This is a genomic window from Alienimonas californiensis (genome assembly GCF_007743815.1).
In the GTDB taxonomy this organism is placed as follows: Bacteria; Planctomycetota; Planctomycetia; order Planctomycetales; family Planctomycetaceae; genus Alienimonas; species Alienimonas californiensis.
On record NZ_CP036265.1, the window covers coordinates 4,948,900 to 4,963,131 of the forward strand.

Sequence of the window (14,232 nt, forward strand, 5' to 3'; positions counted from 1 at the left end):
CTTGGAAAGCCGCCGCCCGTGTCCTTCGCCCCCGTCGACGAGCAGCTCGAACTGCTCACCCGGGGCGTCGAGAAGATCGTCCCGGAGGACGAACTCCGGGCGAAGCTCCAGCAGAGCCGCGAGACGAACACCCCGCTGCGGGTGAAGTACGGCATCGACCCGACCGGGATCGACATGCACCTCGGCCACACCGTCCCGCTCCGAAAGCTCCGGCAGTTTCAGGAGTTGGGGCACACAGCGGTGGTGATCATCGGCGACGCGACCGCCCGCGTCGGCGATCCGTCCGGCCGGGACGAGGCCCGTTCCAAGAAGCTTTCCAAGGAAGAGGTCGACGCCAACGCCGCGGACTACCTGAACCAGTGCGGCAAGGTGATCGACCTGCCCAAAGCGGAGATCCACCGCAACGGCGACTGGTTCGATCCGATGGGCTTCGGCGAACTGCTTGGTCTGTGCGGTCAGGTGACCGTGGCGCAACTCCTGACGCGGGAGGACTTCGCCAAGCGGTACCGGGAGGAGAAGCCGATCTTCCTGCACGAGTGCCTGTACCCCGTGATGCAGGCGTGGGACAGCGTGCAGATCCGGGCCGACGTGGAACTCGGCGGGACGGAGCAGCTCTACACCTTCATGCTGGCCCGCGACTACCAGGCCAACGCCGGCCAGCCGGGGCAGGTGGGCGTGATGAGCCCGATCCTCGTCGGCACCGACGGGGTCAAGCGGATGGGCAAGTCGCTGGGCAACTACATCGGCATCGCCGAGGACGCCTACGAGCAGATGAAGAAGTTCATGCGGGTCTCCGACGAGAACCTGCGGGACTACCTCACCCTGCTGACCGATCTCTCGACCGACGAGATCGAAACGCTGCTCGCCGGGCACCCGAAGGAGGCGAAGGTGACGCTCGCCAAGAGCGTAATCGGCGGCTACCACAGCGCCGCCGAGGCGGACGAGGCCGCGGACCGCTGGCAGGGGGAGATCGGCGGCGGCGGCCTGCCCGCGGACATCCCGCAGCGCCCGCTGCCGGCCCCCGCCGACGGTCTGCTGCCGGCCGTCGATCTGCTGACCGCGCTGGAGCTGGTGAACAGCAAGAGCGAGGGCCGCCGGCTGATCCAGCAGGGCGGCATGAAGCTCGGCGAAGACAAATCGCCCGTGCTCACCCACGACGAACAGGTCGCCGTCAGCGACGGCCTGCTGGTCTGGGCCGGCAAGAAAAAGTTCTGCCGGGTCGCGCTCACCTAGTACCGCGACCGTCAGGGAGCCGGCTCTAGCGGCTCACGATGAACACACAGGCGGCGTCGCTAGAGCCGACTCGCTGACGCTCGCGGTTCCACCACGACAGGACAGCTATGCACGGTTTCGGCATCGTCGGCACGGGGATGATCTCCAACTTTCACGCCAACGCGATCGCGGAGATCGACGGCGCGGAGCTCATCGGCTGCTACAACCGCACGCCGGAGAAGGCGGCGAAGTTCGTCGCGGAGCACGGCGGGGAGGCGTTCGCGTCGCTGGAGGCTCTGCTGGCCGACGACCGCATCACCGCCGTCTGCATCAACACCCCCAGCGGCGCCCGCCGGGACATCGCCGTCGCCGCCGCGGAGGCGGGCAAGCACGTCGTCGTCGAGAAACCGCTGGAGGTCACCCTCGCCCGCTGCGATGCGATCATCGACGCCTGCGACAAAGCCGGCGTGAAGCTCTGCACGATCATGCAGAGCCGGTTCAGCGCCGCGAACGTCGCATTGAAGAAGGCGGTGGACGACGGCCGGTTCGGCCGGCTGACCCTCGGCGACACCTATGTGAAGTGGTGGCGCTCGCAGGAGTACTACGACTCCGGCGGCTGGCGGGGCACCTACGAATTGGACGGCGGCGGCGCCTTCATGAACCAGGCGATCCACAACGTGGATCTGCTGCTGTGGTTTATGGGCGACGTGACGGAGGTCTCCGCCGTCACCGGTACGCTGGCTCACGAGCGGATCGAGGTGGAGGACACCGCCGTGGCCGCGGTGCGGTTCGCCAACGGAGCGCTCGGCACGCTGGAGGCGTCCACCGCCGCCTGGCCCGGGCTGCTCAAGAAGACCGAACTGCACGGCACGACCGGCTCCGCGATCGTGGAGCAGGACAGCCTGCTGCTGTGGAAGTTCGCCGAGGAGACCGACGCCGACGCGGCGATCCGCAAGCAATTCGCCGCCCCGGACACGATCGGCGGCGGGGCCGCCGATCCGAAGGCGATCTCCCACGCCGGCCACCGCGACCAATTGAAGGACTTCCTGCACGCGATCGACACCGGCGGCGAGCCGCTGGTGGACGGCCGGGAGGGCCGCAAAAGCGTCGAGCTGATCCTCGCGATCTACGAGAGCCAGCGGACCGGCAAGCGCGTCGAACTGCCGTTGCAGCAGGACCCGCCGCGCCCGAACGCTTAATCGGTTCTTCATTCCGGTCGTCGCGGACGCTTCAGTCTGGGATCGGTAGGGTGGGGCGATGCATTGCCTCACCCTCGCCCTGCTGCTCGCCGCCGCCCCCCTCGCCCTGGCGCACCCGCCCGGCGAGGACGGACCGCACGCTCACGAGCATGACGCCCCCGCCGCGGCGCCGGACACGGTCTTCACCACCCGGCCCAATCACGGGCAGCAGGTCGTGCCTCCCAAAGAGGAGGGGATGTTCCAGTTCGTCATCTTCGGCGACCGCACCGGCGGGGAGCCGGAGGGGATCGAGGTGCTCAAGCAGGCGGTGCAGGAGACGAACCTGCTCGACCCCGACTTGGTGATGACGGTCGGCGACCTAATTCAGGGCTACAACCAGACGCCGGAGTGGATGATCCAGATGAAGGAGTATCGGGGCGTGATGTCCGGGCTGAACATGCCCTGGTTCCCCGTCGCCGGAAACCACGACGTCTACTGGCGCGGCCCCGGCGACCCGCCGCCGGGCGAGCACGAACCGCAGTACGAGAAGCACTTCGGCCCGCTCTGGTACAGCTTCGAACACAAGGACTGCGGGTTCCTCGTGCTCTACTCCGACGAGGGCGACCCGGTCACCGGCGAGAAAACCTTTAGCAAAGGCTCCGCCCAGACGATGAGCCCGGAGCAACTCGCCTTCGTCCGGCAGTCGCTCGAACAGTTGAAGCACTGCAAACACGTGTTCGCCTTCCTGCACCACCCCCGCTGGATCGGGGCTGGGTACACGGACGGCAACTGGGACGAGGTGCACGAAACGTTGGTCGCCGTCGGCAACGTGCGGGCGGTGTTCGCCGGGCACATCCACCGGGTGCGCTATGAGGGGGTGAAGGACGGCATCGCCTACCACGCCCTCGCCACGACCGGCGGCCACCTCTCGGGCGACGCCCCCGTGTTGGGCTACGTCCACCACATGCACGTGGTGACCGTCCGCGACCCCGACGTGCCAGCCACCGCGGAGAACCACGCCGGCATGACCGTCGCGATGCTGCCGGTCGGCGCCGTCGCCGACCCGCGGCAGTACACCCCGGAGCGCCTGGCACTGCTGGACGCGGTGCGGCGGGTCCAACTGAAACGGAAGTCGGCCCCGCTGACGTTCGGGGAGGAGGCGGTCTCCGGAGAGTACGTCGCCACATTCGCCAACCCGACGGACACGCCGATCGACGTGGAAATCGCCCCGCGGGGCGTGGAGGCCGGCTGGCGGTTCGCCCCGGACCACCGGCACGCCACCGTCGCCCCGGGGGAAACGGCCGAGTTTGCCTTCTCCTACGCCCTGCGGGACGACCGCCTGCCGGAGAGCGTCCCGGAACTGGTCCTCAACGCTGACGTGATCGACGGAGACGCCCGCGTCTCCCTGCCGACCCGTACCCTGCCGATGGACGTGGCGTTGGGGGGGCTGTCCGAGACGTTCTTCACCGACGCTCCCGACCGCGGCGTGCAGTTGGACGGCGGCTCCGCGGTCCGCGTCGCGGACGACGCCTTCCGCCTGCCGGCGGACGGGCCGTTCACGCTGGAGTTTGCCTACACGCCGGACGCCGCCAGCCTGAAGGGCGGCCGCGGATTAATCGCCAAGACACAGCAGAGCGAATACGCCTTCTTCCTGAACGACGGCGTCCCCCAGTTCGACGTGCACCTGACCGCCCCCGGCGCCGGCGCCGGCCGCTACGTGACGGCGGTCAGCCCGCTGAAGCTCGAGGCCGGCAAGACGTACCGGCTCGCGGGCGTCTACGACGGCTCCGAGGTGCGGCTGTACCTGGACGGCATGCCCGTCGCCGCGGTGCCCGGCGAGGGGAAACGCACGCTCAACGACCTGCCGCTGTACCTCGGCGGCGACCCCGGCCGGGACGGCGAACTGACCCGGCCCGTCGCCGGCGTGCTGAACGATGTGCGGCTCTCGAAGACCGCCCGCTACTCTGAGCAGTACGACCCGTCGGCCGCCCCGCTCACGACAGACGCCGACACCGTGCTGCTGCTCCCCCTCGACCGCCGCGTCGGCCCCTTCTTCCCGGGGCAGGGAACCGACGGCGTCGTCGGCCGGGCCGTCGGCGACGTGCGGTTCGCGGAGTGAGACGGGCGAACGCAAACGTCCCGGACCCTCCAAGGGTCCGGGACGTTGATCGCGCGGTTGACGCCGGAAACTACGCCGCCGCTTCGCGGTCGATCCGGTTCATCTCGTCCAGGATGACCGGGTGCCAGTCCGGCTGGCGGGCGCCGGCATTGCAGTAGCGTTGTCGGGCCCAGGTGCGGAGCTTCATCTCCGTCACGAAATCGACCTCCTCGAAGCCGTCCCCCCGCAGGAGTACGGACGAACCGGAGATCGCGGTGCGGGGGGTGTCAAGAACGGCGGGCATCAGGAGCGGTGGCCTCGGTCGAGTCCCGGCCGCGACGGGCCGGCGTGGGGGGTTGAGAAAGAACGCCCGGCGCCGCGATCCGAAGGATCGCCATGCCGCGGACGATCGGGGAGCATAGAACATTTCCCGCGTCCGCCCATGTCTTCCCGCGAGTTTGCCGTGAACGTCGAACCGGCCCCGCCCGCCGATCCCGCAGAATCGGCCGCGGTCGAAACAGTGTCCGGGCCGCCCGCCGACTTCGCGGCGCTGGCGGCGTCGCGGCGGGAGTGGGTGCTGACCGTCCTGCGCCCGTGGTGCCGGGCGGCGACGCGGCGGGACCTGCGGCTGGCGGAGGGGGCCTGGGCCGACCTCGCCGGCGACGTGGGAACCCGCGAAACGCTGTGGGCCTGGGCGTGGGAGCGGTTCCCGGCCCTCTGCGAACCCGGCCTCGCTCCGCCGTCGGAGTCCCGGGCGGTGCGGGTCACGCTGACCGACGGCACGACCGTCGCCGGCACGCCGGACGGGCGCCGCTCCGTGCGGGGGGAGCTCTGGCTGGTCGGCGACGGGCCGAGCGGCTGGGAGGAGCGCGGGCCGTTCGCGCTGGACCAGATTGCCCGGGTGGAGCCGGCGGACGGTCCCGCCGCGGGGCCGCACCCGCCGCCGCGGTCGATCACAATGCCGCACTGACGGGCGGGGAGGGACCGCCGGCCTCACTCCGCCGGCCGGACCTCGCAGACGGCGCCCTCGGGCAGGTCCGGCCAGAGCGGGCCGGTGGGCAGGATGCGGACCGTCGCCAGTCCGTCGCCGGCTTCCGGGCCGACGGAGACGACCCGGCCGCGGTAGCCGTCGCGGCGGTCGCCCTCGCCGAAGGCGAGGGTGACGTCCGCCCCGGCGGCGAACCGCGAGAGCCGGCCGGTGGGCACCTGGGCGGCGACGAACGGGCGGGCGTCGTCCCGCACGGCAGTCAACGGTTCACCCGCGTCGGCGAGGGCGCCCGGCGCCGCAGCAAACCGGCCGACGCGGCCGTGGCCGGGGGCGTGCAGAGTGAGCGTCGCCGGGGCGGCGGCAAGGGCTTCCCGCTCCGCATTCGCGGCGTCCAGCGCCGCGGCGGCGGCCGGCACGCCCGCGGCGGCGGAGACGGTCTCGGGCAGTTCTTCCAGCAGATCGAGCAGTTCCCGCTCCCGCAGGTCACAAAGGGCGAGGCGGGCTTCCAGCACTTCCGCGGCGTTCGCCGCCGCGGCGGCCGCGGCCGCGGTGCGGGTCCGCAGGCTCACCGTGCGGGCGGGCACGCCGCCCCGGGGGGAGCCATCGGGCAGGGCGTCGCCCTCGGCGGCCGCCTGCAGGGCGGCGTCGAAGCGGTCGCGGAGCAGGTCGGCGGCCTCGGTCCGCACCGTGTGCAGATCCCGCCGCACAGCGGCCCGGCGCCAGGCCAGGTCCAACTTGGCGGCCCGCTCTGTGGCGGCGAGCGATTCCTCGGCGGCGGCAACGGCGGCGTCCGCGGCGGCCAGTTCGGCGATCCGGCCGGGATCTTCCAGCTCGACCAGCGGCGTCTCCGGCCGCACCGACGTCCCCGGTTCGACCAGCCAGCGGACGACGCGACCGCCGCGCGGCGCCCGGACCAGATCTTCCGCGGCGTGCAGCGTGCCGAACGCCGGCGACGGCGGACCCGGGACCAACAGGGCGAGGGCGGCGGTTCCCGTCAGCAGCGCCGCGCCGCAGAGGGCGAGCGTCACTGCGGGGCGGGGGCGGGGCGGGCGTTCCATCCCCCACCCCATCGGCCGCCGTCGTCGCCTCGTGCCAAACCGCAACGCGGCGCCGGAACGATCCGCACGCCCCGCAGAGCAGTCGCGGCCGAAAAGGTTCGCCCGCCGGCCTCAGCGATCAACCGCCTCAGCGACGGTTCGCCTCGGCGTCGTCCTTCGCGCGGGGGCGGAAGTACAGGCGGATCGGGATCTCGGGGTAGGGGAGCTGATCCCGCAACTGGGTGAGCAGGTACCGCTTCCAGTCGTCGCCGAACAGCGCCGGCTCGTTGCACTTCAGCACGATTGTCGGCGGCGTCACCGCGACCTGCGTGGCGAAGAAGATCTTCGGCCGCCGGTTTTTCTTCATCGGCGGCGGATTCTTCTCCATCGCCGCCCGCACCACGGCGTTCACGCGGCCCGTGCCGACCCGTTCCCGAGCCTGCTTGAACAGACTTTGCGCCAGGTCCACCACCGGCCGCACGTTCCGGCCGGCCTGCGAGGTCAGGAACGCCACCGGCACGAATCGCATGTTGGCGAACGTCTTCTCCAGGTAATCCGCCCAGCGTTCGCTGGTCATGTCGGCCGCCAGCGCGAGGTCCCACTTGTTGACCACGAAGATGCAAGGCTTGTGCGCCTCGACGATGTCCGCGACGAGCTGCTTGTCCACCTTGGAGATTGTTCGGGTGGCGTCGAAGGTCATCAGCACCACGTCCGCCCGGCGGATGCTCTGCTGGGCCCGGACGGTGCCGTAGTACTCGACGTCGTTCGCCAGGCTCTTCTTGCGGCGGACGCCGGGCGTGTCGATGGCGACGAGGGCCCGGCCGTCGACCTCGAACCGCAGGTCGATGCTGTCCCGGGTGGTGCCGGCGATCTCGGAGACGATCACCCGCTCCTCGCCGGCCAGCGAGTTCAGGAAGGTGCTCTTGCCGACGTTCCGGCGGCCGACGACGGCCAGCTTCATCACCGGGTCGCTCGCCAGTTCGGCGCCGCTGCCGGCCTCGTGCTCGCCGGCGGGCGGCAGGGCTTCCAGCAGGGCGGCGAGCAGCGCCTCCCGACCGCGGTTGCTCTTCACCGTGGTGGGGACCAGCGGGGCGTCGAACAGGCCGAGGAACTCCGCGGCGTCGCTCTCCACCTTGGGGCTATCGCACTTGTTCGCCGCGATCACCACCGGCTTGCCGAGCGGGTGCAGCCGGCGGGCGACCTCCTCGTCCAGCGGCATCACGCCGGTCTGGGCGTCGCCGACGAACAGCAGCACGTCGGCCATCTCCAGTCCGACGCGGATCTGGCCCTCGATCTCCTCCTCCAACGCGTCGGAGTCGACGATGCCGATCCCGCCGGTGTCGATCAGTTCGAAATAGCGGTCCCCCTCGTGCATGAGGTGGGTGAGTCGGTCGCGGGTGACGCCGGCGGTGGGGTCGACGATGGACAGCCGCTCCCCCGCCAGCCAGTTGAACAGACTGCTCTTGCCGACGTTGGGACGGCCGACGATCGCAATTTTGGGAACGGACATCAGAGGGGGGCCGGGAAGGCCCGGGCAGCACGGGGACGCGGTGGAAGGGGCATCGTTCGCCCCGCGTCCCGCTCGGGGAAGTGTCTGGGAGGAACGCCCGTTATAACGGATTGCCGTGCCGACCGCCGCCGCCGCCGCCGTTTCCTCCGCCGAACTGCCGTGCCATCTGGAAGGATGGACGCCGCAGCGTTGCGCCGCCGCCCCCGCCAGCCCCGCCGACGCCCGGGAGCACGTGCATCGGCTGGCGACCCGGCACTACGAAAACTTCCCCGTCGCCTCCGTTGTGCTGCCGGCGGACCTGCGTCCGCACTTTCATGCGGTGTACGCCTTCTGCCGTTGGGCCGACGACCTCGGCGACGAGGTGCCCGGGGCGGACGCCTCGCTGGCGCTGCTCGACTGGTGGCGGGGCGAAACGACCGCCATGTTCGCCGGCGAACCGCCCCGGCACCCGGTGTTCGTCGCCCTCAAACCGACCGCACAGCGGTTCGCGCTCACGCCGGAGCCGTTCCTCGATCTGATCTCCGCCTTCGAGCAGGATCAGACCGTGACGCACTACGAAACGTTCGCCGATCTCCACGACTACTGCCGCCGCAGCGCCGACCCGGTGGGGCGGATCGTGTTGAAACTGCTCTCCGCCCACACGCCGGAGCACGTGGCGCTGTCCGACTCCGTCTGCACCGGCCTGCAACTGATCAACTTCTGGCAGGACGTCGCCCGGGACGCGGACATTGGCCGCCGCTACCTGCCGACCGAGGACCTGGCCCGGTTCGGCTATTCGCTGGACGACTACGCCGCCCGCCGCACGACGCCGGCGTTCCTCGACCTGATGCGGTTCGAGGTGGACCGGGCCGCGGAACTGTTGGCGGCGGGGCGTCCGCTGGCCGATCGGTTGGGCGGACGCTTCGGCATAGCGATCGACCTGTTCGCCTCCGGCGGGCTGGCGATCTGCGGCAAGGTGCGGCGGCTCGATTATCGGGTCTGGGACCTGCGGCCGAAGCTGGGCAAGCGGGACGCCGCCGGATTGTTGGCCGGGGCGATGGGACGGGGCCTGCGGCGGACGGTCCTGCGGTGAGCGCTTCCCTCACCCCAGCCGCCCTGTCGTCGGCGGATCTCGACGCCGCCTTCGCTCACTGCACGCGATTGGCCCGGCGGACCGGGAAGAACTTCTACTGGTCCTTCCTCACCCTCCCGGCGAATCAGCGGCGGGACATGGGGGCGTTGTACGCCTTCATGCGCGTGACGGACGACCTGGGGGACGACCCGGCCGAGCCGCTGGACCGGCGCCGGCTGGCGGTGGCGAACTGGCGGGAGCGCACCGCGGCCGCCCTGCACGGCGAAGCGATCGATCCCGCCGCCCCGCACGCCGCGGCGCTGATCGCCTTCGCTGACGTCGCCCGCCGCCGCGGCATCCCCCCCGGCCTGCCGCTGGACGTGATCGACGGCGTCGCCGCCGACCTCGCCCAGCCGCCGGCCCGACTGACGGAGCCGCGGGTCTTCTTCGAGCACGCCGCCGGGCGGGACGACTACTGCTACCACGTCGCCGGGGCGGTCGGCCTGTGCTGCCTGCACGTCTGGGGCTGCGACGAGTTGGACGGGGCGGCGCGGGAACCGGCGCTCGCCTGCGGCCGGGCGTTTCAGCGGACGAACATCCTCCGAGACGTTGCCGAGGACGCCGCCGCCGGACGGGTCTACCTCCCGGCTGATCGACTCGCCAAGTTCGGAGTGGAGCCGGCGGATCTCGTCAGCCGCCCCGGCGACGCCTACCTCGACACGCTGCGGGACGACGAGCCGATCCGCCGCCGGATCGAACGCCTGCTGCGGTGCGAAGCGGACGAAACCGGGGCGGAGTACGCGAACGCCGAGCCGCTGTTCGACTTCGTCTCCCCTCATGGCCGAGGCGTGCTGCACGCCATGACCCGCATCTACGGCGATCTGCTGAATCGGGTGGAGAAAGCCGGGATCGACGTGCTGGCCCGCCGGGTGCGGGTGCCGACTTGGCGGAAGGCCGCGGCGGTGGCCGGCGGCTTATCGGAGCGTTGGCGGCCCTGACAGGGTCGGCCGTCAACTCGACCTCCATGAGGGTGGATAGCGTGCCGAGCAGTTCGGATCCAAGCTCTCGCGGGGCGGTTGACGCCCCGCGGCGTGCCGAATTTCCCGCTTTCCCCGCTGTCGTTTATCGGGCGGGGGGCAGCGCGACGTCGACGCTGACCGGAAGATGATCCGACCCGATGCCGGGCGGGGTGCCGTAGTCCAGGGTGACCCACTCCCCGCTGACGAGCACGTGGTCAAGCGGAATCCGAAGCGGCCAGCCAAAGTCCACGCCCAGCCGTGTCGCCGGGAACGTCGGCAGCAGCCCATACCCGTCGCGGGCGTCGGCCAGCTGCGCCTCATCCACCAAACGGCGAAAGTGCGGCGACCACATCGTCACGTTCAGGTCGCCGGCGACGAGTACCGGCGTGTCGACGCCGTTGACGTACCGGGCGAGCTCCTGCAAATGTTGGTTGCGCTTCCGCCAGGTCTTCGAACTGATGGGCGCCGGCGGGTGCGTGGCGATGACGGTCGCCGGCTGACCGTTCACCTCCAACCGAACGATGATGCTGGAGGACCATTTCTCGCCGAAGCTCTCAAACGTCACGTCCTTCAGCGGCCGGCGACTGAGCAGCAGCGTACCGAACCGCTCTTGCGTGGGCGTATCGACGATCTCGTAGCCGGCCGACAGTTCACGAATCTCGGCAAGCCACTCGCGATCGACTTCGAGCAGCACCGCCACGTCCGGTTTAGACTCCGCGAGCAGCTTCCGAAGCGGCGCGAAGTCTTCGCTGGAAACGCGAACGTTGAGCGTCATCAACCGTAGGTCGCGGTCCGCGACGCCGGGCGGGATCTCGGGGCCGCCGCCGATCATCCACGGCAGGATCACCCACAGGTTCAGCCCGGCGACCACGCCCGCCACCGCCAGCCACCTCCACGACCGCAGGGCCAGCAACGCGGCGGCCAGTAGCAGTGCGAGCAGCGCGTACTGCAGCCGCCACTCGTTCGTCAGGTCCAGAAGCCACGCGTGCTCGCCAAAGTAACCGAGCGCCGTGGCGAGCAGGAGAACAGCGGCAGCGGCGCCCAGCAGGCGGGCCGACCACCGCCGCAGCGGACCGACCCTGCGACGCTCCCGACCCGGCGGGTTGTCATCGGATTGATCATCGGCATTGGCGGGGGTGGGCGTGTCTGTCATCGCAACTCCTTTGTATTGGGCCCGTCCCTCGCAGTCACCGCCGGAGGGATCCGAAACGCACGCGTCCGGGTGGGGCGCCGGTGCGTTCAGGCCGCGGGGCCGGCGTCGCGGCCGACCTCCTTCAACCCCTCCTGCGCCCCGCATTGCCTCCGGCAATAATCCGTCAGTCCCACGAGGGCGGCAGCGTGCCCAGCCGCACTGCTTCGCCGCGAGCCGCGGCGGGGGTGTCCGGCGGGGGACGGCGGGCGGCGTCGCGTTCGGCGTCGGTCAGCACCCGTTCGATCAGCCCCGCCTGTTCCAGCCGGTCGAACGGGGAGTCCGGCGCCAGTTCGTGGTACCGCAGATCGAGCTTGCGGGCGGCGTCGCCGGTCACGCCGGCCTCCTGAAGCAGGCGCCGCTTCGTCACCCAGTCGAGTACGCCGAACAGCCGGTCCGGCTCGTCCGCCAACGCTTCCAACCCGTCCAGGGCGTCGCCCCAGCGCAGCACCAGATCCCACGCCGCCTCCGGCACGCCGGCGGGCTCAGCGGCGGCGACGGATTGCAGATGGTCGCGAACGGCGTTCAGACAGGTCCGCTGGATCTGTAACGCCGTCGCCCGGCCGCCGCCGACCAGGCGGACGGTCGCTGTCAGCGTCGAATCGGCGGCGAAGCGGTGCAGGGCGGCGATCGGCCGCCGCGGCGTCGGCGGCCTCCAGTCGGGGCGGGCCTCCAACAGATCGAGCATCAGGCAGGTCGTGCCGAGCTTGAGGTACTCCGCCGCCTCGCAGCGGTTCGAGTCGCCGACGTTTACAGTGATCCGCTGCCGCCGTTCGCCCAGTTTCGCCCTCAGCGACGGGTCCATGAACTGGCCCATCGCCCGTTTGAACTGCGGGCCGGCGCTGAACGCTCCGCGGCAGCCGGGAAGATCGGAGATGCCCACGACGAACCGCAGGGCGGTCGCCTTGGCGGCGACGCGGAAGCGACCGCGGCGGTCCACCGCGCCAGCCCCGGCGAGCAGCGCCCGGCTGGCGAGGAACGGCATGAGGCGGGGGGCGTCCGCCAGCGGGCCGCGTCGCACCGCCGGCAGGCCCACGGCGGCGAGGGGGAGCAGCGCCGCCTGCAACACCGGCACGACGATCCGTTCGGCCCATGTCGGAGCGCCGAGGCTGACGGTCTCGTTCGGGCCGCCCGGCGGACGACGAGCGGCCCGTCGGCGCTGTGCCGGCGTCTGCCACGGCCTGACGAACGGCCAGACGACAACCCAGACGAGTGCCAGTACGGCGGCAGCGGTCAAAAAACCCGCCAGCGCCACGAACCAAAACAGCGTCGCAGCGCCGGCGAACGCCCGGCTCCAGTGTCTCCAGGCCTCCAATCGCTCCGCGGGGAGAACGATTTCGTAGTTCTCCTGCCCGCCGAACGAACGTTCGAGGGCGTCGCGGTCGACCTTCAGTAGCGTCGCGGATCCGCCGCATGAACCCGGAGGGAAGGCCGCCCGGATCGCCTCGCCCAGCCGGCGGTCCTGCTCCCGGGAGGCGGCGAGGGCGGCCCGGGAACCACGGCACTCCGGCGTCGCCCCCTCGACCAAGCCGGCGTCCGGGGCGTTCTTGATCACTTCGAACCAGACCGCCCCGCCGGTCGGCAGGAAGCGGCCCCACTTGGCCATCGCCCCGCCCGGCATCCCCAGCGGGCCGTCCCGCCCCAGACGGGCGAGCAACCGGGCGAAGATCATCCGATTCGGAACCCGCGGCCCGCCCGGCTTGGCCGGGCAGTACCGGATCGCCAGCTCGGACTCCACGCCCGTCAGTCGGTCCAGGGGGCGGCGGACGTCGGCCGGGGAGGGCGGGGCGTTCACGGGTTCGGCCCCGACTTACTCACCCCCGTGACGCACCGCGGTCTGACCGAGGTACTCGGCAGGACGATCGTCGGCGTCCGCGGCGGCGGCCCGGGCGATGCGGGCCAGGGCCCGCGCCACCGCCCGGTTCGGGGCGACGGCGCCGGACCCCGCGCGGGTCGCGGGGGGCACCGAGACGGTCGACGGGGCGGGTCGGGGCGCGGCGGGGGCGGTCGGCATCGGAGGCTCCTGTAAAGGGGTAAGGACGCTCGGCAGACCCGCGAACGCGCGGGGCGGTTCGTCGGATCATACCGATCCGGCGGTCGCCCGGGGGAAACCTCGGTCGCTCCGCTCGAACGCCGTCGCCGGATCAGCAGATCCCCCATCCGGCCGCCGCGTTCGACTCCGTAAAATAGAACGCTCCCCGCTCACCTCGCCCGGAGCCTGTCCGATGTCGTTCGACCCCGCCCGCCTCGTCGCCGACTACGACGACGGCCGCCTCTCCCGCCGCGGCCTGATCGCCGGACTGACCGCCCTCGGCGCCGCCGGCGCCCTCGCCGGCAACGTTCGTGCACAGGAGGAGGCCGCACAGGAGAAGGGGGGAGACGCGGCCGAGTCCGGCCCGCTGTTCTCCGGCCGCAACGTCGACCACATCGCCTTGGACGTGACCGATGTGGACCGCTCCGTCGCCTTCTACGAACGGCACCTCGGACTGCGGAAGATTCGCGGCGACCAGAACAGCGCCTTCCTCGGCCGGGAGAACGGCGAGTTCTTCGTCGCCCTGTTCAAAGCGGAGCAGCCCGGCCTGAACCACTTCTGCTTCGGGATCGACGATTACGACCCGCAGCAGGCCGCCCGCAAACTGAAGGCGGAGGGCCGCGAGGTGCGGCAGACCTCGGGCCGCACGTACTTCAAAGACCCGGACGGCATCGAAGTGCAACTCGCCCAGAAGCGGTCGCTATGAGACCCGTGCTGGCCGTCGTCCTGCTGGTCGTGACGGTCGGCGGGCCCGCGGCCGCGGTGGGGGAGGGCGACGCATCGGGGATGAGGCGCATCCGCGTCACGGCGGACGGGCGCTCGTTCGTGGAGGCGAACTCCGATCGGCGCCTTGGCGCCGCCCTCACCGCAGCGTGGCTGGACCAGTTTGAGCAGGGCCCGCCGACGCAGGAGCGGTGA

Annotated in this window: 14 protein-coding genes; 8 read left to right on the forward strand and 6 right to left on the reverse strand. The window is 71.2% G+C overall.

The genetic code is table 11. The annotated features are described in order from the left end of the window. Window positions 1-18: 18 nt before the first annotated feature. The 3 genes from tyrS (at window position 19) to CA12_RS19630 (ending at window position 4,509) form a co-directional block, all read left to right on the forward strand. A complete protein-coding gene (gene tyrS / locus CA12_RS19620; RefSeq protein ID WP_145360828.1) occupies window positions 19-1,233 on the forward strand; it encodes a tyrosine--tRNA ligase in 1,215 nt (404 codons plus the stop codon). A 107-nt stretch (window positions 1,234-1,340) separates the two neighbouring features. Then, window positions 1,341-2,411: a Gfo/Idh/MocA family protein gene (locus CA12_RS19625; RefSeq protein WP_145360829.1), complete on the forward strand. Its 1,071-nt coding sequence runs from the start codon at window positions 1,341-1,343 to the stop codon at window positions 2,409-2,411. Between the two features lie 58 nt (window positions 2,412-2,469). Next, window positions 2,470-4,509: a LamG-like jellyroll fold domain-containing protein gene (locus CA12_RS19630; RefSeq protein ID WP_145360830.1), complete on the forward strand. Its 2,040-nt coding sequence runs from the start codon at window positions 2,470-2,472 to the stop codon at window positions 4,507-4,509. A 70-nt stretch (window positions 4,510-4,579) separates the two neighbouring features. On the opposite strand, the gene CA12_RS19635 is transcribed toward CA12_RS19630, so the two are convergent. Then, a complete protein-coding gene (locus CA12_RS19635) occupies window positions 4,580-4,792 on the reverse strand; it encodes a hypothetical protein (protein ID WP_145360831.1) in 213 nt (70 codons plus the stop codon). Window positions 4,793-4,930: 138 nt separating this feature from the next. Here CA12_RS19635 and CA12_RS19640 point away from each other — a divergent pair, with 138 nt between their 5' ends. Beyond that, entirely contained in the window at window positions 4,931-5,458 is a 528-nt protein-coding gene (locus tag CA12_RS19640; RefSeq protein WP_145360832.1) for a hypothetical protein, read from the forward strand. 23 nt (window positions 5,459-5,481) lie between these two features. Here CA12_RS19640 and CA12_RS19645 read toward each other — a convergent pair whose 3' ends face one another. Together CA12_RS19645 and der are read right to left on the reverse strand one after the other, a co-directional pair. Beyond that, entirely contained in the window at window positions 5,482-6,534 is a 1,053-nt protein-coding gene (locus CA12_RS19645; RefSeq protein ID WP_145360833.1) for an HlyD family efflux transporter periplasmic adaptor subunit, read from the reverse strand. Between the two features lie 127 nt (window positions 6,535-6,661). After that, window positions 6,662-8,023 carry a ribosome biogenesis GTPase Der gene (der, locus tag CA12_RS19650; RefSeq protein ID WP_145360834.1) on the reverse strand — a complete coding sequence of 454 codons (1,362 nt, stop codon included), beginning with the start codon at window positions 8,021-8,023 and terminating at the stop codon, window positions 6,662-6,664. Window positions 8,024-8,138: 115 nt separating this feature from the next. Here der and hpnC point away from each other — a divergent pair, with 115 nt between their 5' ends. Both hpnC and CA12_RS19660 read left to right on the forward strand, forming a co-directional pair. Beyond that, complete coding sequence (gene hpnC / locus CA12_RS19655) at window positions 8,139-9,095, forward strand: squalene synthase HpnC (protein ID WP_165700877.1); 957 nt, start codon at window positions 8,139-8,141, stop codon at window positions 9,093-9,095. After that, window positions 9,092-10,072: a phytoene/squalene synthase family protein gene (locus tag CA12_RS19660; protein ID WP_165700878.1), complete on the forward strand. Its 981-nt coding sequence runs from the start codon at window positions 9,092-9,094 to the stop codon at window positions 10,070-10,072. The genes hpnC and CA12_RS19660 overlap by 4 nt, the downstream gene beginning before the upstream one ends. 124 nt (window positions 10,073-10,196) lie before the next feature. Here the strand turns inward: CA12_RS19660 and CA12_RS19665 are convergent, their stop codons facing one another. The 3 genes from CA12_RS19665 to CA12_RS19675 all read right to left on the reverse strand — a co-directional run bounded on the left by CA12_RS19665 (window position 10,197) and on the right by CA12_RS19675 (window position 13,296). After that, complete coding sequence (locus tag CA12_RS19665) at window positions 10,197-11,246, reverse strand: endonuclease/exonuclease/phosphatase family protein (RefSeq protein ID WP_165700879.1); 1,050 nt, start codon at window positions 11,244-11,246, stop codon at window positions 10,197-10,199. 163 nt (window positions 11,247-11,409) lie between these two features. Next, entirely contained in the window at window positions 11,410-13,077 is a 1,668-nt protein-coding gene (locus CA12_RS19670) for a proteasome accessory factor PafA2 family protein (protein WP_145360837.1), read from the reverse strand. A gap of 15 nt (window positions 13,078-13,092) precedes the next feature. After that, entirely contained in the window at window positions 13,093-13,296 is a 204-nt protein-coding gene (locus CA12_RS19675) for a hypothetical protein (RefSeq protein ID WP_145360838.1), read from the reverse strand. A gap of 211 nt (window positions 13,297-13,507) precedes the next feature. Between CA12_RS19675 and CA12_RS19680 the strand changes: the two genes are divergently transcribed. Together CA12_RS19680 and CA12_RS19685 are read left to right on the forward strand one after the other, a co-directional pair. Beyond that, window positions 13,508-14,020 (forward strand): VOC family protein, encoded by a 513-nt coding sequence (locus CA12_RS19680; RefSeq protein WP_145360839.1) that lies wholly within the window; start codon window positions 13,508-13,510, stop codon window positions 14,018-14,020. Next, window positions 14,017-14,232, forward strand: a complete 216-nt coding sequence (locus CA12_RS19685; protein WP_145360840.1) for a hypothetical protein — start codon at window positions 14,017-14,019, stop codon at window positions 14,230-14,232. The genes CA12_RS19680 and CA12_RS19685 overlap by 4 nt, the downstream gene beginning before the upstream one ends.